At 72.0% G+C, this 22,346-nt stretch carries 22 protein-coding genes; 13 read left to right on the top strand and 9 right to left on the bottom strand.

What is annotated here, in order from left to right; all coding sequences use genetic code 11:
• Positions 1–26 precede the first annotated feature (26 nt).
• The gene (locus FH608_RS51985) at positions 27–185 is read left to right on the top strand and encodes a hypothetical protein (protein ID WP_193318910.1); all 159 of its coding nucleotides are present in this window, start codon (positions 27–29) and stop codon (positions 183–185) included.
• On the opposite strand, the gene FH608_RS41000 is transcribed toward FH608_RS51985, so the two are convergent.
• The 3 genes from FH608_RS41000 to FH608_RS40990 all read right to left on the bottom strand — a co-directional run bounded on the left by FH608_RS41000 (position 169) and on the right by FH608_RS40990 (position 2,397).
• The gene (locus tag FH608_RS41000; protein ID WP_139635813.1) at positions 169–1,377 is read right to left on the bottom strand and encodes a glycosyltransferase; all 1,209 of its coding nucleotides are present in this window, start codon (positions 1,375–1,377) and stop codon (positions 169–171) included. The genes FH608_RS51985 and FH608_RS41000 overlap by 17 nt on opposite strands.
• A complete protein-coding gene (locus FH608_RS40995; protein WP_153263641.1) occupies positions 1,374–1,826 on the bottom strand; it encodes a GbsR/MarR family transcriptional regulator in 453 nt (150 codons plus the stop codon). The genes FH608_RS41000 and FH608_RS40995 overlap by 4 nt, the downstream gene beginning before the upstream one ends.
• 154 nt (positions 1,827–1,980) lie before the next feature.
• Positions 1,981–2,397 carry a MerR family transcriptional regulator gene (locus FH608_RS40990; RefSeq protein WP_139635811.1) on the bottom strand — a complete coding sequence of 139 codons (417 nt, stop codon included), beginning with the start codon at positions 2,395–2,397 and terminating at the stop codon, positions 1,981–1,983.
• A gap of 420 nt (positions 2,398–2,817) precedes the next feature.
• Here FH608_RS40990 and FH608_RS40985 point away from each other — a divergent pair, with 420 nt between their 5' ends.
• Genes FH608_RS40985 through FH608_RS40970 form a run of 4 tightly spaced genes read left to right on the top strand, consistent with a single transcriptional unit; the run spans position 2,818 to position 5,300 of the window.
• Positions 2,818–3,414, top strand: coding sequence for a DUF6230 family protein (locus tag FH608_RS40985; RefSeq protein ID WP_139635810.1), 597 nt, complete (start codon positions 2,818–2,820; stop codon positions 3,412–3,414).
• A 59-nt stretch (positions 3,415–3,473) separates the two neighbouring features.
• Positions 3,474–4,010, top strand: coding sequence for a DUF6114 domain-containing protein (locus tag FH608_RS40980; RefSeq protein ID WP_139635809.1), 537 nt, complete (start codon positions 3,474–3,476; stop codon positions 4,008–4,010).
• A gap of 44 nt (positions 4,011–4,054) precedes the next feature.
• Positions 4,055–4,288: a LapA family protein gene (locus FH608_RS40975; RefSeq protein ID WP_139635808.1), complete on the top strand. Its 234-nt coding sequence runs from the start codon at positions 4,055–4,057 to the stop codon at positions 4,286–4,288.
• Between the two features lie 4 nt (positions 4,289–4,292).
• The gene (locus FH608_RS40970; RefSeq protein WP_139635807.1) at positions 4,293–5,300 is read left to right on the top strand and encodes a TIGR00341 family protein; all 1,008 of its coding nucleotides are present in this window, start codon (positions 4,293–4,295) and stop codon (positions 5,298–5,300) included.
• A gap of 26 nt (positions 5,301–5,326) precedes the next feature.
• Here FH608_RS40970 and FH608_RS40965 read toward each other — a convergent pair whose 3' ends face one another.
• From FH608_RS40965 to FH608_RS40955, 3 genes are all read right to left on the bottom strand, one after another.
• Positions 5,327–5,929: an alkyl sulfatase C-terminal domain-containing protein gene (locus FH608_RS40965; protein ID WP_226900360.1), complete on the bottom strand. Its 603-nt coding sequence runs from the start codon at positions 5,927–5,929 to the stop codon at positions 5,327–5,329.
• 174 nt (positions 5,930–6,103) lie between these two features.
• Complete coding sequence (locus tag FH608_RS40960) at positions 6,104–7,390, bottom strand: RNA polymerase sigma factor (RefSeq protein ID WP_139635806.1); 1,287 nt, start codon at positions 7,388–7,390, stop codon at positions 6,104–6,106.
• Positions 7,391–7,425: 35 nt separating this feature from the next.
• Positions 7,426–7,845, bottom strand: a complete 420-nt coding sequence (locus FH608_RS40955; protein WP_139635805.1) for a YciI family protein — start codon at positions 7,843–7,845, stop codon at positions 7,426–7,428.
• A gap of 247 nt (positions 7,846–8,092) precedes the next feature.
• On the opposite strand from FH608_RS40955, the gene nhaA reads away from it, so the two are divergent.
• Positions 8,093–9,397 (top strand): Na+/H+ antiporter NhaA, encoded by a 1,305-nt coding sequence (nhaA, locus tag FH608_RS40950; protein ID WP_139635804.1) that lies wholly within the window; start codon positions 8,093–8,095, stop codon positions 9,395–9,397.
• Positions 9,398–9,480: 83 nt separating this feature from the next.
• Here the strand turns inward: nhaA and FH608_RS40945 are convergent, their stop codons facing one another.
• Both FH608_RS40945 and FH608_RS40940 read right to left on the bottom strand, forming a co-directional pair.
• On the bottom strand, positions 9,481–10,035 hold the full coding sequence (locus FH608_RS40945) for a dihydrofolate reductase family protein (protein ID WP_139635803.1): 555 nt from the start codon (positions 10,033–10,035) through the stop codon (positions 9,481–9,483).
• A 108-nt stretch (positions 10,036–10,143) separates the two neighbouring features.
• Positions 10,144–10,806 carry a response regulator transcription factor gene (locus FH608_RS40940; RefSeq protein ID WP_139635802.1) on the bottom strand — a complete coding sequence of 221 codons (663 nt, stop codon included), beginning with the start codon at positions 10,804–10,806 and terminating at the stop codon, positions 10,144–10,146.
• A gap of 350 nt (positions 10,807–11,156) precedes the next feature.
• Between FH608_RS40940 and FH608_RS40935 the strand changes: the two genes are divergently transcribed.
• Entirely contained in the window at positions 11,157–12,146 is a 990-nt protein-coding gene (locus tag FH608_RS40935; RefSeq protein WP_139635801.1) for an Acg family FMN-binding oxidoreductase, read from the top strand.
• A gap of 39 nt (positions 12,147–12,185) precedes the next feature.
• On the opposite strand, the gene FH608_RS40930 is transcribed toward FH608_RS40935, so the two are convergent.
• Complete coding sequence (locus FH608_RS40930; protein ID WP_139635800.1) at positions 12,186–12,593, bottom strand: pyridoxamine 5'-phosphate oxidase family protein; 408 nt, start codon at positions 12,591–12,593, stop codon at positions 12,186–12,188.
• Positions 12,594–12,845: 252 nt separating this feature from the next.
• On the opposite strand from FH608_RS40930, the gene FH608_RS40925 reads away from it, so the two are divergent.
• The 6 genes from FH608_RS40925 (at position 12,846) to FH608_RS40900 (ending at position 22,336) form a co-directional block, all read left to right on the top strand.
• The gene (locus tag FH608_RS40925) at positions 12,846–16,478 is read left to right on the top strand and encodes a nitrate reductase subunit alpha (protein WP_139635855.1); all 3,633 of its coding nucleotides are present in this window, start codon (positions 12,846–12,848) and stop codon (positions 16,476–16,478) included.
• The gene (gene narH, locus FH608_RS40920) at positions 16,478–18,028 is read left to right on the top strand and encodes a nitrate reductase subunit beta (protein ID WP_139635799.1); all 1,551 of its coding nucleotides are present in this window, start codon (positions 16,478–16,480) and stop codon (positions 18,026–18,028) included. The genes FH608_RS40925 and narH overlap by 1 nt, the downstream gene beginning before the upstream one ends.
• Positions 18,025–18,729: a nitrate reductase molybdenum cofactor assembly chaperone gene (gene narJ, locus FH608_RS40915; protein WP_139635798.1), complete on the top strand. Its 705-nt coding sequence runs from the start codon at positions 18,025–18,027 to the stop codon at positions 18,727–18,729. Before narH ends, narJ begins: the two co-directional genes overlap by 4 nt.
• Positions 18,726–19,448 carry a respiratory nitrate reductase subunit gamma gene (gene narI / locus FH608_RS40910; protein ID WP_139635797.1) on the top strand — a complete coding sequence of 241 codons (723 nt, stop codon included), beginning with the start codon at positions 18,726–18,728 and terminating at the stop codon, positions 19,446–19,448. Before narJ ends, narI begins: the two co-directional genes overlap by 4 nt.
• Before the next feature lie 69 nt (positions 19,449–19,517).
• Entirely contained in the window at positions 19,518–20,990 is a 1,473-nt protein-coding gene (locus FH608_RS40905) for a nitronate monooxygenase (protein WP_139635796.1), read from the top strand.
• Positions 20,991–21,109: 119 nt separating this feature from the next.
• On the top strand, positions 21,110–22,336 hold the full coding sequence (locus FH608_RS40900; RefSeq protein ID WP_139635795.1) for an MFS transporter: 1,227 nt from the start codon (positions 21,110–21,112) through the stop codon (positions 22,334–22,336).
• Positions 22,337–22,346 lie beyond the last annotated feature (10 nt).

Here is a 22,346-nt window from a genome sequence, read left to right as displayed (position 1 = left end):
CGGCCGATCCGCCGTGGCGGCGGCTGATGACCCATCCCGAGGAGATGCAGGCCGTGGCGCGCAAGCTGAGCCCGGAACGGACCGTCGCCGGCCCGGACGATCCCGCCACCGCCCTGAACGAGTACGTGGCCGCCCGCACCGACGGCGGACAGCTCCTCACACCCGGGCTCAGCTTGCGCGGCTGATACGGGCGACGGCGGCGGTGACACCGTCCTCGGCGCGGACGTGCGCGGCCAGCGCGCGGGCCGCGGACGTCAGGTCGGTCGCGGCCTCGATGGCGGCGGCCAGCCGGACGGCCGTGAGCCGGCCGGTGACCGGCGCCGGCGCGACGCCGAGGCGGTGCAGGCGCTCGGCCCAGAACGGCTGGTCGCCGAGGAACGGGCGGACCACCTGCGGAGCGCCCGCATGCAGCGCGGCGGCCACCGTACCGATGCCGCCGTGGTGCACGGCGACCGCCACGCGCGGCAGCAGCCAGTCGTGCGGCGCCTCCTCGATCACCAGAACGCCGTCCGGTTCCGAGCCCGCCCGCAGGGCGCCCCAGCCGGTGGCCAGCACCGCACGGCGGCCGGTCAGCCGCACCGCCTCCAGCACCGTGGCCGTCAGAGTCTCGGGAGCGCCGCTGTACGAGCTGCCGAAGCCCACGTACACCGGCGGCTCCCCGTCCTCCAGGAACCGGGCCAGCCGCGCGGGAGGCGCCCAGTCGCCGGACACCGGCATCGTCCAGAACCCGGTGGGACGGGCGTACGCGGGCCAGTCGGCGGGGGCCGGAAGCAGGTGCGGGCTCCAGGCGTGCAGTACGCCCCCCGCTTTGACCAGGCCGGCCACCGCCCGGGAACCGGGCCGCAGGCCGAGCGCCTCGGCCCGCCAGTCCCGCACGGTGCCCCGGTAGGGGGCTTCGACGGCGGCGGAGACGCCCCAGCTCGCCCGGTTGAGCGCGCGAGGCGGCCGTAGCGGGAGGATGGGGGAGGGGAAGGCCGACGTCGGGAGGTAGAGCGGCAGCAGCAGCCCGGCGAAGGCGGGCACCCCGAGCTTCTCGGCGATGGAGGGACCGCCGAGGGACTTGGGGTGATAGACGATCACGTCGGCCTGGCAGGCGGTGAGCGTGGCCTGGTCGTCGAGGAGGCGGCGGAGCATCGGTTTGACCGCTCGGGCGGCGGTGATGGCGGCGCGCACGCCCTGCCCTCGCACGGTGTCCTGCAGGGCGAGCATCTCGTCGTTCAGCGGCGCGAACTCCACCCCGTGGGCGGCGGCGAGCGCCGCGAAGCCCCGGGGCGCGGCCAGGAGCGGCCGGTGCCCGGCGGCCAGCAGCCCGCGGGCCAGGGCGAGGTAGGGCTGGACGTCGCCGCGGCTGCCCACGGTGAGCAGTAAAGGTCTCATCGCGTGCCCTTGAGCTCGTCCCACTCCTCCAGCAGGCGGGGGAAGCGGTCCATCATGAACGCGTACATGTCGCGCATGAGCTCCAGTCGCCGGCGACGCTCCGGATCGTCGCCCACCGCCCGCAGCCCCTGCTCGGCCAGGGCCCGGAAGCTCTCGAACTCGGCCATCTTCGCGCGGAAGGCGCGGGCGAAGACATCATCGGCCAGCCGGTAGCGGTCGCGCCGCCCGCCGCGTACCCGGAACCGCTCGACCAGGCCGGCCTGCTCCAGTTGCCGCAGGGCGACGCTCATGCTGCTCTTGGCCACGGCCAGCGCCTCGGCAAGCTCCGGCGCGTCGGCGCTGGAGGCGTCGGCGCTCAGCAGCCGGCCCATCACCCGGCCCGCCGTGCGGCTCAGCCCCAGCCGCTCGTAGAAGAGCCCCGCCTGCTCCACGAACTCATCGACACTCACGAACCGAGCATATCGGATTGTTCGGATATATCCGAACATAACTGTTAAGTGGGAGGGCCGTTGGACGAGTCGTACCGCCGGGTGTCACCGGGTCCGGACCGGCAGGAGGTCGCGTCCGCCGAGGACCTTCTTGGCGACGAAGGTGGCTTGGCGCTCATGGTTGTTCCGTTTCCGGCTGCTGGCCGAGCAGCGTCTCGTAGTGCTTGATCTTGTCGTCCAGCGCGGCGGCGTTGCGGCGCAGGCTGCGGATACGCTCGTTGAGGCCGGCCTGGTGCTCGCGGAGCATGGCCAGCCGGTCCGGGATGGTGGCGGCGCCGATGGCCCGCAGCCGGGCGTAGTGCTGCATGTCGCTGATGGACATGCCGGTCTCGCGCAGCCGGAGCAGGAACTCCAGCCAGGCCAGGTCGGCGGCCGCGTAGCGGCGCTGGTTGCCGGCGGTGCGGCCGACCCGTTCGATCAGCCCGGCGCGCTCGTAGTAGCGCAGGGTGTCCGGGGAGAGACCGGTCCGCTCGGCGACCTGGGCGATCGTGAGCGCCGGCCCCCGCCGCGGGAGGGCGTGTCCGTCGGTCATGCGAAGACCATAGGACTTGGAGCGCGCTCCAGATCAAGCGCGGCTCCGGTGGCGTACGTCACGCGGTCTTCGAGCTGGTCGGCGCCCGCGCCGCCGGTTGCGGTGCTCAGCCACGTGAGAGGACGTGCGCTGTGCATGCCGAGTTCGCGCGCATCGGAACGTCGACGCGATCGTGAACCACGCCCGGCTGCGCGACATCCCCGCTCAGCGCCGGCCCCTTGCCGATCGATCGGTGCGCGGGAGCCGCCCTTCTAACTAAAGGCAAATTTGTCCAGTCGCACGCCATAAGTGCCTCGGTGTCCGGCGCGTAGGTCGACGAGCACCGTGGATGTCCCGCATGCTCGGCAATGGACCGGACTCTGACTGTCTGTAACAGAGGGGGCCAGCTCGTCTGAGGGCCAACGTGAATGGGAGAGCATCATGGCCGAGCAGGGACGCGTGCGGTGGAAACGCTTCGCCCTGCTCCTCGTTCCTGTCGCGGCGATGACGTCGCTGCTGATCGGTGCCACAGCTCAGGGGGTCATCGGCGCCACGTTCGTCGTCTCCGGAAACGGCTTCAAACTCTTCGCCGGTGAACTGCGCGGCCAGGGCTTCACCCTGGCCACCGACGTGGACCAGACCAAGAGCGGCCGGCTCATCCCCGTGATCGTGGCCGGCGTCCGGCGGGCCTCGGTCACCGAGCTGTGCTCGAGCGCGCTGGTGAAGACCCCCGTGGGCACAGTGACGCTACGGCTGACCGGCGGCCAGGGCGGCAACGAGGTGAGCGTCGACAACCTGGTGATCGATGTGACGGTGGGACAGACCGCGGCCTCCATCCGTGACCTTGAGCTGGGCCGGGATGCCGGCACCCTGGACGAGGTTCCCGCCGGCAGGGGGCCGGCTGGCACCTTCGGCGGCCAGGCCAGAGTGGTCACCCTGCGCGATGTCCGGCTGGGCGCCAGGGCCGTCACGGCGGCGACGTTCAGCCTGCCCGACCTTGGCCTCAAGATCACGCGTGGTGCGCATGAGTGCTGGTGAGGTGGGGACCTGCCCGGCCTTCGATGGCGGGCACGGCACGAGATGAAGAGCGGAAGATCATGAAGTCGTGGCGGCGTTCCCGGCCGTTCTGGGGCGGGGTGTTCATCGTGGCGGCGGGGCTGGAGCAGCTGTCCATCTCGCTCGCGATTCACGCTCTGCCCGTGGCCGTCATTTTCGGCACGGTAGGGGCCGGCTATCTCATCGCCCTTGCCTTGATCATCGCGGGGGCGCTCGTCTGGCTGCAGCCCGGCCAGCGGCTGTTCCTCGGTCTGATCGCGGTGCTGCTGTCCCTGGCGTCGTTCGTCTACTCGAATCTGGGCGGCTTCCTGCTCGGCATGATCCTGGGCCTGCTGGGCGGCATGCTGGCGGTGGCCTGGACCCCCATCAGCCGGCCCGCGGGCCGCTTGGACACCGTCACCGTCCGGAGCATCCTGGCCGCGGCCCGGACCTGCACCTCACGCGTGAGCGTGCCGCGCTGGACGACGGCCATCGCCGTGGGGCAGCGCTGCCGGCGGCTGGTGCCCATGAGGCGGGCCCGTATCGAGGCCGATTCTGTGCCGGCGGACACGAGCTCCCTCGCGAAGCGCAGCTGGTGAAGGGCTGATCAAACACCGGCGCTCACACACATCTGGAGGGATTCGTGGCAGAGCAAGGGCCGGGAGGCCGTCTCGGGGCGGTGCCGCCGCGCGTCTGGCTGGCGCTCGTGCTGCTGGTGCTGGCGGTCGCCTTCATCCTGCAGAACCGGCAGGACGCGATGATCCGGCTGTTCACGATCGTGGTGACCGCCCCGCTGTGGGTCACTCTGGTGGCGTGCACCGTCGTCGGGATCCTGATCGGAGCGCTGGCCGGCCACAGGAGCCGAAAGAGGCGGTGACGGCGTGCTCAGCCGTCTCCGGGAGTGCGTCCTGCCCGCGGCGCAACGCCGTCCGCTGGAGGAACTGGCCGAGATCTTGGACCTGTCCTCGGGGGACGTGCGCTCGAAACGGTCGGCGTTCTGGACGATGCTCGCCCTGTCGGCCGTCATCGCCGCGGCCGGCATCCACACCGACTCCACGGCCACCGTGATCGGCGCGATGATCATCGCGCCGCTGGGCACGCCGATCATGGGCATCGCGCTGGCGATCGTGAGGCGCCGCGGTCAGAGCGCGATCGGTTTCGTGTTCTTCGGCAGCCTGCTCGTGATCGCCACGGGGATGGTCTTCTCGCTGCTGCTGCCCACCTCGTACGCGCTTCTGGCCAACAGCCAGATCGCCGCCCGCACATCCCCCAAGCTGATGGACCTGGTGGCCGCGCTCGCCACCGGGCTGGCCGGAGCCGTCGCGCACGCCCGCCGCGACGTCGCCGCCGTGCTGCCGGGCGTGGCGATCGCGATCTCCCTGGTCCCGCCGCTGGCCGTGGCCGGGGTCTGCCTCGGTCACGGAGCGGGTTGGCTGACGCTCGGCGCGCTCGTCCTCTTCCTGTCCAACCTGCTGGCCCTGGTGCTGGGCGGCATCGCGGTGTTCACGGTGACCGGGTACGCGACGGAGTCCGTCGCCCGCTCCGGGCGGAGCCGCCGCCGCGCCCGTCTCACCCTGGTGCTGCTGGCCGCCGTGGTGGTGCTGCCGCTGTCGGCCAACAGCGTGATCAGCTACCTCCTGACCGCCTGGAGCGCGCGGGCCAGGACGGTCGCCGCCGACTGGATCTCCGCGGTGCCGGGCTCGTCGATCGCCGGCGCCGACGTCGTCTCCCGCGAGATCCACATCCGCGTACGCGCGCCGGGCGATCTGCCACCGATCTCCGGCCTCCTCGGCGCGCTTCGTGGCCAGATCCCGGACGGGGTGCCGATCGTCGTCGAGGTTACGCAAGGGAGCACGATCCACGCCGGCCGGGTGGGTGCACCCTCGTGAGGCCCGCGCGGGCTGCTCGCCCGGGCTTACGGCGTCACGATGGCGAATGCGGGGTCCGGGTCCTCCAGGACGGCGGTCAGGCGGCGCAGGGCGTTCATGTCGCCCTCGTGCTCGATGCCGTCGGCCGGTCGGCCGGTGAGCAGGCCGAGCAGGTGCTGCTTGGTGAGCGTGAGCGTCAGGTCCACCGGCTGTGGCGGGGGGTCCGCCTGGTGGATGAGCGCGCCGTTGGACAGCGTGGTGCGGTGAATCTGGTTCAGATCCGTCAGGCGCCAGTCGACGGCCAGGCTCTCCTTCCACGCCTTGGGCCCGTCGACCCGGATGGCCAGGGAGTCGAAGACCTGCTCGACGGTCAGGGCCTCGATCATCTCCGGCGAGGTGGTGTCGAGGTTGGCGGGCACGAGGTCGCTGGTCAACTCGAGCGCGCCGACCAGGTAATAGTTGCGCCAGGTGCCGTTTTCGGCGCCGTGGCCGAGCCTGGTGTAGACCTCGGCGAGCATCGAGCGAGCGTGGCCGTCGTGCTCGTCGGCGAAGACGGCGTGGTTGAGCAGTGAGGCGGCGAACCGCAGGTCGCCGTCGTCGGTGTAGCGGCGGGCGAAGGAGAGGACCCCCTCGCGCCCGCCCGCGACCAGATGCGGGTGTCGCGTACCGGAGCGCCGCGCAGCGTGAGGATGTTGTGCTGGTTGTGCGTGGCGTTCTCGGCCATGCCCAGCGCCCTGCGGCCGGGGATGAGGAAGTTCATCTCCGCCGGTGCCTCGGTGCCCGGGGTGAGCTGGAAGACGATCCGCACGCCGTCGCTCTTTCTGTCAGCCGAGGTCGGCGAGCTTGCGTTCCAGGACCGTCCGCTCGCGCTCGTTGCCGCACAGCCGTACGGCGTGCTCCAGCTCGGTGCGCGCCTCGGCGGCGCGTCCCAGGCGGATGAGCAGCTCCCCGCGGACGGTCGGCAGCAGGTGGGAGCTCGCCAGCGCCCCCGCGGCCGCCAGCCCGTTCACGATCGGCAGCGCGGCGGCCGGTCCCTGCGCCATGGAGACCGCGACCGCGCGGTTGAGCTCGATCACGGGGGAGGGGGCGAGCCGCCCCAGCGCCTCGTAGATGAGCACGATGCGCTCCCAGTCGGTCGCCTCGACCGACGGGGCGATGGCGTGGCATTCGGCGATCGCCGCCTGCAGGCCGTACGCGCCCAGGCCGCGTCCGGCCTTCTCGGCACGGGCCAGGGCGGCCCGTCCCCGGCGGATCGCGGCACGGTCCCAGCGGCGGCGGTCCTGGTGCTCCAGCAGTACGGGCTCGCCGTCCGGCCCGGTACGCGCGGGGAAGCGTGCCGCGGTCAGCTCCAGCAGCGCCAGCAGGCCGTGGACCTCGGGCTCGTCCGGCACCAGCCGGCTCAGCACCCGCGCGAGGCGCTGCGCCTCACCGGCGAGGTCGAGCCGGATCAGGTCGGTGCCGGAGCTGGCCGAGGACCCCTCGGTGAAGATCAGGTAGATCACGTTCAGCACCGAGCCGAGCCGTTTGACGCGCTCCTCGACCGGCGGCACCTCGAACGGCACCCGCGCCGCCCCGAGAGTCTTCTTCGCCCGCGTGATGCGGGCCTGCACGGTGGCGGTCGGGACGAGAAACGCCTTGGCGATCTCGTCGCTCGTCAGGCCGCCGACCACCCGCAGCGTGAGCGCCACTCTCGCCTCCCGCGACAGCACGGGATGGCAGGACATGAACATCAGCGCGAGCACGTCGTCGTCGATCTGGTCGGGATCCCAGAGCACGTCCTCACCCTCCCGGGTCGGATCAGCCGGAGCGCCCCCCGAGGCGACGCCTCCCTCGCCCAGGTCACGGGCGAGGGAGGCGTATCTGTCGTCGAGAGCGGAGCGCCGGCGGAACGCGTCGATGGCGCGGCGCCGGCCGACGGTGAGCAGCCACCCCGCCGGGTGGCGGGGGACCCCCTCGCGTGGCCAGGTCACCAGGGCCTCGGCCAGCGCCTCCTGGGCGAGGTCCTCGGCCAGCGCGAAGTCGCCGACGTAGCGCGCGAGCGCGCCGACGATGCGCGCCGAATCGATCCGCCAGACGGCTGCGACGGCCTCACGGCCGGTGTGATCGTCCATCCTCGGTCAGTTCCCGTCGATCCCCGCCGATCCGCTCAGAGCTGGCCGTTGGCCTCACGCCACGCCCGCTCCTTCTGCACCCACTCGTTGTCCTGCGGGAACTCGTCGATCGTGGTGATGCGGCGGATCTCGGTCTTGAAACCGGGGCCGGTGATCGGCGCCCGCTTGGCCCACTCGACGGCCTCCTCCTTCGAGGCGACGCTGAGGATGTAGAAGCCGCCGAACAGCTCCTTGGTCTCGCCGTACGGGCCGTCGGTGACCACAGGCGGCTCGGCGGAGTGGTCGACGACGACGCCCTCGGCGGCGTCGTCCAGCCCCTCCGCGGCGATCAGCACGCCGGCCCGGATCAACTCGTCGTTGTACCTGCCGACGGTTTCCAGCATCGTGGCGAAGTCGGTGCTCGCCATCCCCGCCATCGCCTCGTCGGTCGCGCGCCAGATCAGCATGTACTTCATGGTGTCTCTCCTGGGCTTGTCCGGGCCCCTCGCGGGCCCTGTCATTCCTAGGTCGAACGGCGGCAGCGCGGATCAACACCACTGCCGGATTTTTTTTCCACGGACGGCGCCAGCCTAGGTGATCGCGTTCCCGGCGACGCCGAATCCCATATGTGGTTCTTTGCGTGCCCTGATACGTTATTGACAGGTGTGCCGGGAAGCCTGGTCGGCGAGTGCCCGACCCGACCCCTCCCCAGAGTGGAGTTTCATGCCCGGCACCACCGCCACCCGCGCTGCCCGCCTGTTCAACCGGAGCTCGTGGCCCGAAGCGCGCCGCATCGCCGACATCCTGCGCAAGGAGACCATCGGCGGCGCGCTGCTGCTGGCCGCCACGCTCGCCGCGCTGATCTGGGCCAACTCGCCGTGGGCGCAGACTTATGAGGATCTGCGCACGATCGAGGCCGGGCCCGCCGCCCTGCATCTGAACCTCGACCTGGCCACCTGGGCCGCGGACGGGCTGCTGGCCGTCTTCTTCTTCGTGGCCGGCCTGGAGCTCAAACGGGAGTTCGTCGCGGGCGACCTGCGCGACCTGCGTCGCGCCGCGGTGCCGGTGGCCGCCGCGGCCGGCGGCGTCGTGGTGCCGGCGCTCGTGTACCTGACGGTCGCCGGGGGAGCGGGGGCCAGGGGATGGGCGATCCCGACGGCCACCGACATCGCCTTCGCCCTGGCCGTGCTCGCGGTGGTCGGCCGCCGGCTGCCGGACGCGCTGCGCACCTTCCTGCTGACCCTGGCCGTGGTGGACGACCTGATCGCCATCGTCATCATCGCCACCTTCTACACCTCACACCTTGCCATGCTCCCGCTGCTGGCAGCGGCGGTGCCGCTGGCGGTCTTCGCCGTGCTGGTACGCCGTGGGGTGCGGGCGTGGTGGCTGCTGCTGCCCCTGGCCTTCGCCTGCTGGGCGCTGGTGCACGCCTCCGGGGTGCACGCCACCGTGGCCGGAGTGCTGCTGGGGCTGACCGTCCCCGTCCTGTCCCGCACACCGGCGACCGGCACCGCCACCGGCACCGGCACCGGCACTACGGATGGTCCGGGACTGGCCGAGCACTTCGAGCACCGGTTCCGGCCGATCTCCGCCGGCGTGGCCGTGCCCGTCTTCGCGTTCCTGTCCGCCGGGGTCGGCTTCGACGGCCTCGACGGGCTGGCCGGCACGCTGAGCGACCCCGTGGCGATGGGGATCGTGGCAGGGCTGCTGGTCGGCAAGCCGGTCGGCATCTTCGCCGCCACCTGGCTGGTGGCCCGCTTCACCCGCGCCACCCTGGACGACGGGCTGGCCTGGATCGACATCGCCGGGCTCGCCGTGCTGGCCGGCATCGGGTTCACCGTGTCGCTGCTGATCGGAGAGCTGGCGTTCGGCACGGGCGAGACGGACGCGCGGGTCAAGGCGGCGGTCCTGGCCGGTTCCGTGGCCGCCGCCCTGCTCGCCACGGTGATCCTTCGGCTGCGCGCCCGCCCTCACCAGCGGATCCACCAGGCCGAGACCGCCGACGACGCCGCCGTATCCCCATCCTGAACGACGCGTTCACCCTCGCCTTGGGCGTCCGCGCACGGGCGTACCGCCGTAGGGCTCCTCGTGGTACGCCCGCATGGGCCCGGTCAGGACCGAACGTAGCGCCGGAACATGGTTCCCGAGGCGAAGGAACGGTGCTCGGCCAGCCGCAGCCGCAGGTCCTTCGCCACGGGCAGATACGGCCTGCCGCCCCCGATGATCACAGGGAACGTGTACACCCAGAACTCGTCGATCAAGTCCACGAGGGAGACGGCCAGCTCAGGGCCGCCGAGCTGGAGGGTGCCGTCGATCTCCTGCTTGAGGCGCGTCGCCACGGACACGGCGTCCTTGCGACGGACGATCGTGACCCCTTCGGGGACGGTCTGGAGGGTGTCGGAGAAGACGTACCGCGGCGTCTCCTTGTAGAGCTGGGCGAACTCCCGCTCGACGGCCGGGGCGCCCTCCTTGCCGAGCTCCTGCGTCCAGGGCTCTTCCATCGCCTCGTACAGCCGCCTGCCGAACAGGAACGCCGTGATCCGGCGAACGTGGTCGTTCGCCGCCTGGTGAAAGTCGTCGTCCGGGTCCGCGAAGTCCATGCCGCCGTCGGAATCCCCGATGTAGCCGTCGATCGAGGTGTTCATCCAGTAGATGACCTTGCCCATGAGAAGTCCTCCTCGGTCGTAGAGATCGTCCAGAGTGCAGACCCGATGAAGCGCCGGAACTCATCGCCGGCAGGGCGTCACTCTTGAGGCGAACGATCTTCGCGTTGGTCATTCGTCGTCCGGATCCGCCGGCTGCGCGGCCGGTGCGATCTGCAGCGGTGCCGCGGCGCCGCCGGCGAGTTCGCGCCCTTGGTTCAGCGTGTGGTCGAGCTGCCTGGCCAGGTGGGGAACGGTCGCCGGAGGCAGGTAGCCATCGGCGCCGGCGTCCAGCAGCCGCCGGACCGGGCCGTGATACCGAACCCCGAGCTCAGGATCCTCGATCTCGGCCACGATGACCCGGGCCTTCGGGAACATCGATCGGAGCCCCGCGATCAGCTGCGGGCTGCCCGGAGGCACCAGCAGCACATCGGTCGTCGCGGGAGCCGCATGCATGTCCAGGACGACGTAGTCCGCCCCGAGCTGGGTGGACAGCGCGACCCGAGCCGCGGTCGACAGCTCCATGGCGGTGGCCACGACCGTCACGCTCTCGTAGTCGATCGGTGCCTGAACGTCGGCCTCATCAGGCGCGTCGCGTTCGACGATGGCGCCCTGGACGATGGCGCCCTGGACCACGTCAACGGTGCTCGAGATCGTCGCGATCGATGCGCCGTCACGCGTGAGGATCACGTTCTCGCCGGGTTCGAGGGCGTCGATGAGCGCCACGATGTCGTCCGGAAGGCGGGTCACGTCGACTCGCTCCGCGGGGCGTGGGGCGCGCTTGCGGATCACCATGCCGGTGACGCGCTCACAGCCGTGAGGGCGCCCTGCGTCATGCGCGGCCCCGGTCGCCTCGCGTAAGGCCCATGCGCGGTGACATGGGTGCCTGCCTCGAAGGTGCCGTTCACCCAGATGATCACATAAGTCCCTTCTGATGCTGTGATCTGGTTGGATGTCGCAATCCGGCCATTGGTTCAGAGCCGCACCGGAGTTTCCACCGTCGTCCATGTGGCCGGCGGTGAGAGTGGTGCTCCGTCCCTGGGCAGAGGGAGGGCAGACGGCCCTGAGCGGGCGGGACCTTCGGCCCTGACCGCACCACCCCGCGTGTGATGTCCTGGAAGTAAGGCTCCAAGGGGGTGGGATTCATGGTCGTTCTCTCCGCGAAAGACGCGATCGAAGCCGCGGCGGAGGCCGCGCGCTGGGCGCCGTCCCTGCACAACACGCAGCCCTGGACCTTCTCGGTGTCCGGGGCGGAGATCAGCCTGCGGGCCGACACGGACAGAAAGCTGCGCGTGGGCGACGCCTCGGGCCGCGAGCTGCTGATCGGTTGCGGTGCCGCCCTGTTCACCATGCGTACGGCGATGCGGTGCGAGGGCTTCGAGCCTGAGGTGCGCACCCTGCCGGACCCGGACCGCCCGTCGCTGCTCGCCACGCTCAGGCCCGGCGCCCAGGTGCCGGCCGACGAGTCCGTCCTGGCACTGGGCGAGCAGATCGAACGCCGCCGCACCCACCGGGCGGGCTTCGCCGACGTGCCGGTGCCGGACGGCCTGATCGAGCGGCTGGTCCACGCGGCCGCGGAGGAGGGCGCCAGGCTGACGCCCGTCCACTCTCCGCAGGCGGTCGGGGTCATCGCCGCGCTCACCCAGGCCGCCCAGGGCGTGCAGGCGCAGGCCCAGCGGTTCAGCCTGGAGTTGATCCGCTGGTCGCGGCCGCCCGGCAGCGGCCGCGGGGACGGCGTGCCCGCCGAGGGCTACCCGCGGCAGCCGGTACGCACCGACCCGGACTTCCCGCAACGCGACTACTCCGGGCAGCATGACTGGGGCGCCCAGACCGGCGGGCCGGCCGCCACGTCCGTCGGTGTCGTGGCACTGCTCACCACGCCGGGAGACAGCCGCAAGGAGTGGCTCGACGCCGGGCAGGCGCTGCAGCACGTCCTGCTGCAGGCCGCCGCGCACGGCGTGAGCGCCGCCTTCCACACGCAGGCGCTGGAGATGGGCCTGCTGCGCGAGTTCCTGCGCAATGAGCTCTGCTCGGGAGAGCAACCACAGATGATCATGCGGCTCGGCGTCACCTTCGACGACAAGGAGTCGGTCCGCCGCCCCCTGTCAGAGGTGATGGAGGTCCGGACGAGGTGACGGGACCTCCGACGAGGGCTCGGAGGCGTCGCGTGGGCGTCAGGCGGTGATCCTCCGGCCGGACACCTGCTCGGCCTCCACCACGATGTAATGGTCCCTGCTGCCCGGAGCCCACGGCAGCAGCGGCAGCGCGGCCAGCCGCGCCATCTCCCCGGCGTCCTCCACGGCCCGCGCGCGCCCGACGGCGGTCACCGACCAGCCCGCGCGCAGCTCCGGGGCGAACTCGTCCACCTCGAACGCCACCACCGCGCGCCGCGTGGCCGCGGCCAGCTTGGAGCCGATGGTCGTACGGATGACGATGCTCTCGCCGTCGAGGCAGAAGTTGACCGGCTGCACCGCCGGCAGGGCGCGGTCGGTGAAGACGATCCGGCCGATCGGCACGGACGCCATCAGCCGCAGGCACTCCTCGCGTGAGAGCACCTGCAGTCCCGACGAGTCGAGTTTCATACGCCTAGAATCGCCGCCCGGCCAGGTCACGGCGTAGGGACGAAAGTCCCATGATTCCCGCTGACCTGCCCTCGGCCGCGCCTGCGAGCGCCAAAGGCCCCCCGGTCGCGGGAGGAACCGACCATCGGGCAGGAGAGAGGGGACTTTGGTCCCTGCCGGGAGCCGTGCCCGCGCGTGAAGCCTGTTCGCCATGACCTCCTTTACGCCTGCGGTGAGGACGATCCCGTGACCGACATCGACGCCGTGCCCGGTATGGGGCCCCTGCTCGCCGCCCGTAGGTTCTTCACCAAGGCGGAGGTGTCGGCCGACGGGCGCACCCTTCACCAGATCGACCCGAGCGGCTGGGACCGCTTCTACCGGGACCGGTGGGCGCACGACAAGGTGGTGCGTTCGACCCATGGCGTGAACTGCACGGGCTCGTGCTCGTGGCAGGTGTTCGTCAAGGACGGGCTGATCACCTGGGAGCACCAGGCCACCGACTACCCGTCGGTGGGGCCCGAGTCGCCGGAGTACGAGCCGCGCGGCTGCCCGCGAGGGGCTTCCTTCTCCTGGTACACCTACTCGCCGTCGCGGGTGCGCTACCCGTACGTGCGCGGCGTGCTGCTGGAGATGTGGCGCGAGGCCAGGGCCAGGCTGGGGGACCCGGTGCTGGCGTGGGCGGAGCTGACCGGCGACGCGGAGCGGGCGCGGGCCTACAAGCGGGCGCGCGGCAAGGGCGGGTTCGTCCGCGCCGGCTGGGACGAGGTCCTGGAGCTGATGGCCGCCGCGCACGTGCACACCATCAAGCGGTACGGCCCCGACCGCGTGGCGGGCTTCTCGCCGATCCCGGCCATGTCGATGGCGTCGTTCGCGGCCGGCACGCGGTTCCTGTCGATGATCGGCGGCACGCTGCTGTCCTTTTACGACTGGTACGCCGACCTGCCCGTCGCCTCCCCGCAGGTGTGGGGCGATCAGACGGACGTGCCCGAGGCGGCCGACTGGTGGAACTCGCGCTACCTGATCATGTGGGGCTCCAACATCCCGGTCACCCGCACGCCGGACGCGCATTTCATGACCGAGGCCCGCTACCAGGGCACCAAGGTCGTGGCCGTCAGCCCGGACTACGCCGACAACGTCAAGTTCGCCGACGACTGGCTGGCCCCGCATCCCGGTACGGACGGTGCCCTGGCCATGGCGATGGGCCATGTGGTCCTGTCGGAGTTCTTCCGCGACCGCCAGGTCCTGTACTTCACCGACTATGTCCGGAAATACACGGACTTGCCGTTCCTGGTGACGCTGGAGCCGCGCGGGGACGCGTACGTGCCCCGCCGCTTCCTGACCGCCGCGGACCTGCCCGGGCATGAGGGAGAGCAGGGCGAGAACGCCGAGTTCAAGACCGTTCTCCTGGACGAGGAGACCGGCCGGGCGGTCGTCCCCAACGGCTCGCTGGGCTTCCGCTGGGGCCAGGAGGGCGAGGGTCGCTGGAACCTCGGCCTGGACGGCACGACCCCGCTGCTGACGCTGGCGGGAGGGCGGCGGCGGGCGGTCGAGGTCGACCTGCCGCGCTTCGACGAGGGCGCCACCGAGGGCGGCTCCGTCATGCGGCGCGGCGTGCCCGTGACCGAGGTGGGCGGCCGGCTCGTCACGACGGTCTTCGACCTGCTCATGGCCCAGTACGGGGTGGCGCGCGACCTGCCGGGCGAGTGGCCGGCGGGCTACGAGGACGCCTCGCAGCCGTACACGCCGGCGTGGGCGGAGGAGATCACCTCGGTGCCTGCCGCGACGATCGCCAGGATCGCGCGGGAGTTCGCCCGCAACGCGGAGGTCACCCAGGGCCGTTCGATGATCGCGATGGGGGCGGGGACCAACCACTGGTTCCACTCCGACCAGATCTACCGCTCGTTCCTCACCCTGGTGCTGCTGACCGGCTGCCAGGGCGTCAACGGCGGCGGCTGGGCGCACTACGTGGGCCAGGAGAAGGTCCGCCCGGTCACCGGCTTCCAGCACCTGGCCTTCGCCCTCGACTGGCAGCGGCCGACCCGGCACATGGCCGGCACCGCGTTCTGGTACCTGGCCACCGACCAGTGGCGCTACGACCGGATCGGGGCCGGCGAGCTGGCCAGCCCGCTGGGCCGCGGGCTCTTCGACGGCCGGTCGTTCGCCGACTGCAACGCGCAGGCCGCTCGGCTGGGCTGGCTGCCCTCGCACCCGACGTTCGACCGCAACCCCCTCGACCTCGCCGACGAGGCCGCCGAGAAGGGCATTCCGGCGGCCGAGCACGTCGTGGCCGAGCTCAAGGCCGGGCGCCTGCGTTTCGCCGCGGAGGACCCCGGCGACCCGGCCACCTTCCCGCGCGTGCTGACCGTCTGGCGGGCCAACCTGCTCGGCTCCTCGGGCAAGGGCAGCGAGTACTTCCTGCGCCACCTGCTCGGCACCGACGCCGAGACCCGCAACACGGAGGGGACGCGGCCGGCGGAGGTGACCTGGCGCGAGGAGGCCGCCGAGGGCAAGCTCGACCTGCTGACCGCGATCGACTTCCGCATGACGTCCACGGCGCTCTTCGCCGACGTCGTGCTCCCGGCCGCCACCTGGTACGAGAAGCACGACCTGTCGAGCACCGACATGCACCCGTTCGTGCACGCCTTCAACCCGGCCATCGCCCCGCCCTGGCAGGCCCGCTCCGACCACGACGCCTTCCTCGGCCTCGCCGACGCGTTCTCCGAGCTGGCCGCCCGCCACCTCGGCAGGCGCACCGACGTGCTCGCGGTCCCGCTCACCCACGACACGCCGGACGAGCTGGCCCAGCCCGGCGGCCGGGTACGCGACTGGAGGCGCGGCGAGTGCGAGCCGATCCCCGGCAGGACCATGCCGAAGATCATCACGATCGACCGCGACTACGCGGCGACAGGGGAGCGGATGCGCGGCATCGGGCCGCTCTTCGCCGAGCTGGGCCTGTCCACCAAGGGCGTCACGTACCAGGTCGGGCCAGAGCTCGACCACCTCCGTACCAAGAACGGCGTCACCGCCGAGGGCCGGATCTCGGTGGCCACCGCCGACCGGATGTGCGAGGCCATCCTCGCGCTGTCGGGGACCACCAACGGGCGCCTGGCCACCCAGGGCTTCCAGACCCTGGAGAAGCGCACCGGCACGAAGCTGGCCGATCTCGCCGCCGAGCACGAGGGCACGCGCATCACGTTCGCCGACACGCAGGCGAGGCCGCAGCCCGTCATCACCTCGCCCGAGTGGTCCGGGTCGGAGACCGGCGGGCGCCGCTACTCCGCCTTCGTCATCAACGTCGAACGCGACAAACCCTGGCACACGCTGACCGGCCGCCAGCAGTTCTTCCTCGACCACGACTGGATCACCGAGCTGGGCGAGCAACTGCCCGCCTACCGGCCGCCGCTCACCATGAGCCGCCACTACGGCGAGCAGGGCGACGGGCAGGCGGCCGAGGTGACCGTGCGCTACCTCACCCCGCACTCCAAGTGGTCCATCCACTCCGAGTACCAGGACAACGCCTACATGCTGGCCCTCTCGCGGGGCGGGCCCACCATCTGGATGAGCGTCGAGGACGCCGCCAGGATCGGGGTCGCCGACAACGACTGGATCGAGGCCTACAACCGCAACGGCGTGGTCGTGGCCAGGGCCGTTGTCTCGCATCGCATGCCCGCCGGGACCGTGTACATGTACCACGCCAAGGACCGCAACGTGAACGTCCCGCTCACCGAGAGGTCGGGCCGGCGCGGCGGCGTGCACAACTCCCTCACCCACCTGCTGCTCAAGCCCAGCCACCTCATCGGCGGGTACGCGCAGTTCACCTACGCCTTCAACTACTACGGGCCGACCGGCAACCAGCGCGACGAGGTCACCGTGATCCGCCGCCGCGACCAGGAGGTGACCTACTGATGCGGGTCATGGCACAGGTGGCGATGGTGATGAACCTGGACAAGTGCATCGGCTGCCACACCTGCTCGGTCACCTGCAAGCAGACCTGGACCAACCGGGAGGGCGTCGAGTACGTCTGGTTCAACAACGTCGAGACCAAACCCGGCGTCGGCTACCCCAAGCGCTACGAGGACCAGGAGCGCTGGCGCGGCGGCTGGCAGCTGGACGCGCGCGGGCGGCTCAAGCTCCGCGCCGGCGGCCGGGTCAAGCGGCTGCTCAACCTGTTCGCCAACCCGGACCTGCCGGATCTGGACGACTACTACGAGCCGGCCACCTACGACTACGACACCCTCATCAACGCCCCCGCCGGCCCGCACACCCCCGTCATCCGCCCCAAATCGGCCATCACCGGACAGGACATGGCCATCACCTGGGGCGCGAACTGGGAGGACGACCTGGGCGGCGCCCCCGAGCACGCCCCGGCCGACCCGAACCTCGCGGCCATGGCCGAGAAGGTGAAACTGGAGTTCGACAAGACCTTCATGTTCCACCTGCCGCGCATCTGCGAGCACTGCCTCAACCCGGCCTGCGTCGCCGCCTGCCCGTCCGGCGCGATGTACAAGCGCGAGGAGGACGGCATCGTGCTCGTGGACCAGAACCGGTGCCGCGGCTGGCGCATGTGCGTCTCGTCGTGCCCGTACAAGAAGGTGTACGTCAACCACAAGACCGGCAAGGCCGAGAAGTGCACCTTCTGCTTCCCCCGCATCGAGGCCGGGCAGCCCACCGTGTGCGCCGAGACCTGCGTCGGCCGGCTGCGCTACATCGGGCTCATCCTGTACGACGCCGACGCCGTCCTCGACGCGGCCCGCGCCGCCGACCCGCGCGACCTGCTGGAGGCGCAGCGCGGAGTCTTCCTCGACCCCGACGACCCCGCCGTCGTCGACGCCGCCCGCGCGAGCGGCATCAGCGACGACTGGATCGCGGCGGCACAGAGGTCGCCGATCTACCGCCTGGCCATGCGCTACCGGGTCGCGCTGCCGCTGCACCCCGAATACCGCACGCTGCCCATGGTCTGGTACATCCCGCCGCTGTCGCCCGTGCTCGACGCCGTGACCGGCGTGGGCGCCGACGCCGACGACCCCGACAACGTCTTTCACGCCATCACCGACCTGCGCATCCCCCTCGAATACCTGGCGAGCCTGTTCTCAGCGGGAGACACCGAGGTCGTGGCCGGGGTGCTGATGAAGCTCTCGGCCATGCGCGCCTACATGCGGGCCCGCACCGTCGACGGCACCGTCGCCACGGACCTGCTGGAGCCGGCCGGGATGGCGGCCTCCGACATGGAGGAGATGTACCGGCTGCTGGCCATCGCCAAGTACGACGAGCGCTACGTCGTGCCCGCCGCCCACCGCGAGGACGCCGCCGCGCTGGCCGCCCAGGCCGACGGGTGCAGCCTCGACGGCGACGGCGGCCCCGGCATGAGCGGCTTCCACCCGTCCGGCGTCACAGGACGCCGCGGCGACGGCCGCCTGGGCCTGAAACTCTTCATCGGCAAGGGGACCGCGTCATGAAACTGCTCACCAGAGGTGACACCGTCACCGAGCGGCCGCGGGACAGGGCGGCGCTGCTGCGGCTGATCTCGCTCCTGCTGCAGTACCCGGACGCCGAACTGCTCGCCGCCCGCGACGGCCTCGGCCGGGCCGCCGCCGCGCTGCCCGATTCCCACCCGGGCCAGGCGCTCCGGCGGTTCCTGGAATGGTTCCGCGACCAGTCGCCGATGCCGCTGGCCCGCCACTACGTCGAGACCTTCGACCTGCGCCGCAGGTCCAGCCTCTACCTCACCTACTACCTGCACGGCGACACCCGCCGCCGCGGCATGGCCCTGCTGACGCTCAAACAGCGCTACCGGGTGGCCGGGCTCACCCCGCCCGAGGGCGAGCTGCCCGACTACCTGCCCGTCGTCTGCGAGTTCGCCGCCCTGGCGGGACCCGCCGCGGGGGAGGCGCCGCTGCGCCAGCACCGCAAGGGCCTGGAGCTCATCCATGCCGCGCTGCGCGAGGCCGGCTCGCCGTACGCGCTCGTCCTGGACGCGCTGTGCGCGGTGCTGCCCGGCCTGTCCGCGGCCGAGCGTGCCGCGGTCGCCGACCTCGCGCTGGCCGGGCCGCCCGCCGAGGAGGTCGGGCTGGCCCCGTTCGGGCCGCCACCGCACGAGCCGCTGCGGGAACCACCGCACGCGAGGGCGCCGCTGCACGCGAGGGAGGTGCGGCCGTGACCGTCGCGCTCTGGGCCGTCGTCCCCTACATCGCTCTTACGATCTTCGTCGTCGGCCACGTCTGGCGCTGGCGGGTCGACCAGTTCGGCTGGACCAGCCGCACCAGCCAGGTGCTGGAAAGCCGGCTGTTGCGGCTCGGCTCCCCGCTGTTCCACCTCGGCGCTTTCGCCGCCATCGGCGGCCACGTGCTCGGCCTGCTCGTCCCCAAGACCTGGACCGAGGCCGCCGGCGTCGACGAGCACCTCTATCACCTGGTGTCGGTCAGCGCGGGCACCGTGGCCGGTCTCATGGTGGTCGCGGGCCTGGCGCTGCTGCTGGCCCGCCGCCTCACCAACCCGCGGATTCGCCGCGCCACCACCCGCGCCGACAAGGTCCTGTTCACGGTCCTGGCGGCGGTGATCCTGCTCGGCATGACCGCGACCGTCGGCCAGAACCTGCTCGGCGGCGGCTACGACTACCGCGCCACGATCGCCGTCTGGTTCCGCGGAGTCCTCACCTTCCACCCCGACCCCGGCCTGATGGCGGACGTGCCGCTGATCTTCCAGGCGCACGCGCTGTCGGCCTGGCTGCTCGCCGCGATCTGGCCGTTCACGAGGCTGGTGCACGTGTGGTCGGCGCCGATCGCCTACCTGTGGCGCCCGTACGTTGTCTACCGCCGCCGCACCGCCCGCCCCGCGCCCGCCCGGCCCTTCGAGCGGGAGGGCGCTTCGCGGAGATGAGGGCCAGGCGAGAACGCGCGCACCCCGCCACCCCGAGTCCCGAACCGGCCGACCCCCAGGAGACCCCGCATGCGTGAACCAGGACGACCCGTGCTGATCCAGGGCGGGATGGGCGTGGGCGTGTCCGGCTGGCGGCTGGCCAGGGCGGTCGCCGTGACCGGGCAACTGGGCGTGGTGTCGGGCACCGCGCTGGACGTCACCCTCGCCAGGCGGCTGCAGCGCGGCGACCCCGGCGGCCACCTGCGCCGCGCCCTGGCCCGCTTCCCGGTGCCCGACGTCGCCGAACGCGTGCTCGGCCGCTACTACGTGCCCGGCGGGATCGGGCCCGGCGTGTCGTTCCGGCCGGTGCCCCGGCTGGGACTGCGCGCCAACCACGCCCGCGACGAGCTGGCCGTGGTCGCCAACTTCGCCGAGGTCTTCCTCGCCAAGGAGGGCCACGACGGCCCCGTCGGGGTCAACTACCTGGAGAAGATCCAGCTCGCGACGCCGGCCGCCGCGTACGGGGCGATGCTGGCCGGGGCCGACTACGTGCTGGTGGGCGCCGGCATTCCGGCGGAGATCCCGCGCCTGCTCGACGAACTGGCCGAGCATCGCCCCGCCCGGATCTCCGTCACCGTCGCGGGCGCCGACGGGCACGCCATCGGCATCGACCCGGTGCGGCTGCTCGGCCACCGGCCGGCGCCCCTGGCGAGGCCCAGGCTGCTGGCGATCGTGTCCTCGCACGTGCTGGCCGCGTACCTGGCCCGCTCGCCGGTGACCAGGCCGGACGGGTTCGTGATCGAGTCGCCGGTCGCCGGCGGGCACAGCGCGCCACCCAGAGGGCGGATGACGCTCGGCCCGAGCGGGGAACCGGTGTACGGGCCGCGCGACGAGGCCGACACGGCCAAGGTCGCCGCCCTGGGGCTGCCCTTCTGGCTGGCGGGCGGCTACGGCACGCCCGGCGGTCTCGAACGGGCCTGGGCGGCGGGCGCGGACGGGATCCAGGTGGGGTCGGCGTTCGCGCTGTGCAGGGAGTCCGGTCTCGACCCCGCGCTCCGCCGGCGGCTGCGCCGGCAGGCCGCGAGCGGCACCCTGCGGGTCCGCAACGATCCGCGGGCCTCGCCCACCGGGTTCCCCTTCAAGGTCGCCGAGGTCGCGGGAACGCTGTCGGAGCAGGAGGTGTACGAGGCGCGGCCGCGGCTGTGCGACCTGGGCTACCTGCGCACGCCGTACGAGAAGCCGGACGGCGGGATCGGCTATCGCTGCCCGGCCGAGCCGGTGGACGTCTACGTGCGCAAGGGCAGGCCGGCCGAGGAGGCGCAGGGACGCCAGTGCCTGTGCAACGGCCTGCTGGCCGCGATCGGGCTCGGCCGGCACCGTGCCGGCGGCTACGACGAGCCGCCGCTGCTCACGCTCGGCCAGGACGCCGGCTTCCTCGACGGCCTGCCCGACGACCACCGCGCCGCCGACGTCGTGGCCCGCATCCTGCAAGGAGCCACGCCGCACAGCGGCGCACCGGAAGTCCCACAAGGTCGGGACCTTGGTCCATGGCCCCAGCCGTGACCTCTCGGCTGAGATGAGAGCGCGAGGTCCTCCGGGTCCCTCGCGCTGCTCAGCTGACGACGACATGACGACGACATGACGACGACACGAGGACGACACGAGGCCGACATGAGGACGACATGACGAACGCACCGGTGCCCCACGGCCGCACGCCCGCGCTGATGCTCGGCGTGGCGACCCTGGGCTTCGCGCTCAACTTCTGGGCGTGGGCGCTGATCAGCCCTCTCGGCCCCCGCTACAAGGAACTGCTCGGCCTGTCGACCGCCCAGCAGGCGCTGCTGGTCGCGGTGCCGGTGATCGTGGGCTCGCTGGGCCGCATCCCGGTCGGCGCGCTCACCGACCGCTTCGGCGGACGCGTCATGTTCCCCCTCGTCTCCGCCGCGACCATCGTCCCCGTGCTGTTCATCGGCCTGGCCGGGCAGACCTCGCTGCTCGCGCTGCTCATCGGCGGATTCTTCCTCGGCATCGGCGGCACCGCCTTCGCCGTCGGCGTGCCGTTCGTCAACGCCTGGTTCCCGCCGCACCGGCGCGGGCTCGCGGTGGGGATCTTCGGCATGGGGATGGGCGGCACCGCCATCAGCGCCCTGACCACCGTCAACCTGGTCAAGGCCGGCGGCGCCGCCACGCCGTTCGCCGTCACCGCCGCCGTCCTGGCCGCGTACGCCGCCGTCGCCTGGCTGGTCCTGCGCGACGCGCCCGGCCGTACCGTCGCCGCCCAGCCCCTGACGGCCCGCATGGGCGCGGCGCTGAAGCTGCCGATCACCTGGCAGGCGTGCGTCCTGTACGCCGTCGCGTTCGGCGGCTACGTCGCCTTCTCGGTGTACCTTCCCGCCTACCTCCAGACCGGCTACGGGCTGGAACAGGCCGACGCCGCCAACCGGATGGGCGGATTCGTGCTCCTGGCGGTCCTGGTGCGGCCGATCGGCGGCTGGCTGTCCGACCGGATGGGCCCCGTGCCGGTCCTGGCCGGCGTGTTCACGATGATCGCGGTCATGGCCGGGGTCCAGGCGCTCACGCCCGGCCTGATGCCGGTGGGCACGATCGCGTTCCTGACCATGGCCGCCGCGCTCGGCGCGGGCAGCGGCGCCACCTTCGCCCTGGTCGCCCAGGTCACGCCGGCCGGCAAGGTCGGCTCGGTCACGGGACTGGTCGGCGCCGCCGGTGGTCTGGGCGGGTTCGTACCGCCGCTCGTCATGGGCTTCGTCTACGGGCGGCTCGGCACGTACGGGTTCGGCCTGGCCCTGCTGGCCGTCACCGCCGCGCTCACCCTGACCCTGACGGTGACCGTGATCCGGGCGGTGACCATCCGCCGCGGGACCGAGCGCGCGGCCGCCGATCCCTGCTGAAGGAGGAGGG

Origin of the sequence: Nonomuraea phyllanthi (assembly GCF_006334985.2) — a bacterium.
GTDB classification, from domain to species: domain Bacteria; phylum Actinomycetota; class Actinomycetes; order Streptosporangiales; family Streptosporangiaceae; genus Nonomuraea; species Nonomuraea phyllanthi.
This window is presented reverse-complemented; position numbering and strand designations above follow the sequence as displayed.

Excerpts from the sequence above, each read along its gene's own strand:
- FH608_RS51985 (WP_193318910.1), top strand. The coding sequence starts at position 27 with ATGACCCATCCCGAGGAGATGCAGGCCGTGGCGCGCAAGCTGAGCCCG.
- FH608_RS41000 (WP_139635813.1), bottom strand. The coding sequence starts at position 1,377 with ATGAGACCTTTACTGCTCACCGTGGGCAGCCGCGGCGACGTCCAGCCC.
- FH608_RS40990 (WP_139635811.1), bottom strand. The coding sequence starts at position 2,397 with ATGACCGACGGACACGCCCTCCCGCGGCGGGGGCCGGCGCTCACGATC.
- FH608_RS40985 (WP_139635810.1), top strand. The coding sequence starts at position 2,818 with ATGGCCGAGCAGGGACGCGTGCGGTGGAAACGCTTCGCCCTGCTCCTC.
- FH608_RS40980 (WP_139635809.1), top strand. The coding sequence starts at position 3,474 with ATGAAGTCGTGGCGGCGTTCCCGGCCGTTCTGGGGCGGGGTGTTCATC.
- FH608_RS40960 (WP_139635806.1), bottom strand. The coding sequence starts at position 7,390 with ATGGACGATCACACCGGCCGTGAGGCCGTCGCAGCCGTCTGGCGGATC.
- FH608_RS40955 (WP_139635805.1), bottom strand. The coding sequence starts at position 7,845 with ATGAAGTACATGCTGATCTGGCGCGCGACCGACGAGGCGATGGCGGGG.
- nhaA (WP_139635804.1), top strand. The coding sequence starts at position 8,093 with ATGCCCGGCACCACCGCCACCCGCGCTGCCCGCCTGTTCAACCGGAGC.
- FH608_RS40945 (WP_139635803.1), bottom strand. The coding sequence starts at position 10,035 with ATGGGCAAGGTCATCTACTGGATGAACACCTCGATCGACGGCTACATC.
- FH608_RS40940 (WP_139635802.1), bottom strand. The coding sequence starts at position 10,806 with ATGGTGATCCGCAAGCGCGCCCCACGCCCCGCGGAGCGAGTCGACGTG.
- FH608_RS40935 (WP_139635801.1), top strand. The coding sequence starts at position 11,157 with ATGGTCGTTCTCTCCGCGAAAGACGCGATCGAAGCCGCGGCGGAGGCC.
- FH608_RS40930 (WP_139635800.1), bottom strand. The coding sequence starts at position 12,593 with ATGAAACTCGACTCGTCGGGACTGCAGGTGCTCTCACGCGAGGAGTGC.
- FH608_RS40925 (WP_139635855.1), top strand. The coding sequence starts at position 12,846 with ATGGGGCCCCTGCTCGCCGCCCGTAGGTTCTTCACCAAGGCGGAGGTG.
- narH (WP_139635799.1), top strand. The coding sequence starts at position 16,478 with ATGCGGGTCATGGCACAGGTGGCGATGGTGATGAACCTGGACAAGTGC.
- narJ (WP_139635798.1), top strand. The coding sequence starts at position 18,025 with ATGAAACTGCTCACCAGAGGTGACACCGTCACCGAGCGGCCGCGGGAC.
- FH608_RS40905 (WP_139635796.1), top strand. The coding sequence starts at position 19,518 with ATGCGTGAACCAGGACGACCCGTGCTGATCCAGGGCGGGATGGGCGTG.
- FH608_RS40900 (WP_139635795.1), top strand. The coding sequence starts at position 21,110 with ATGACGAACGCACCGGTGCCCCACGGCCGCACGCCCGCGCTGATGCTC.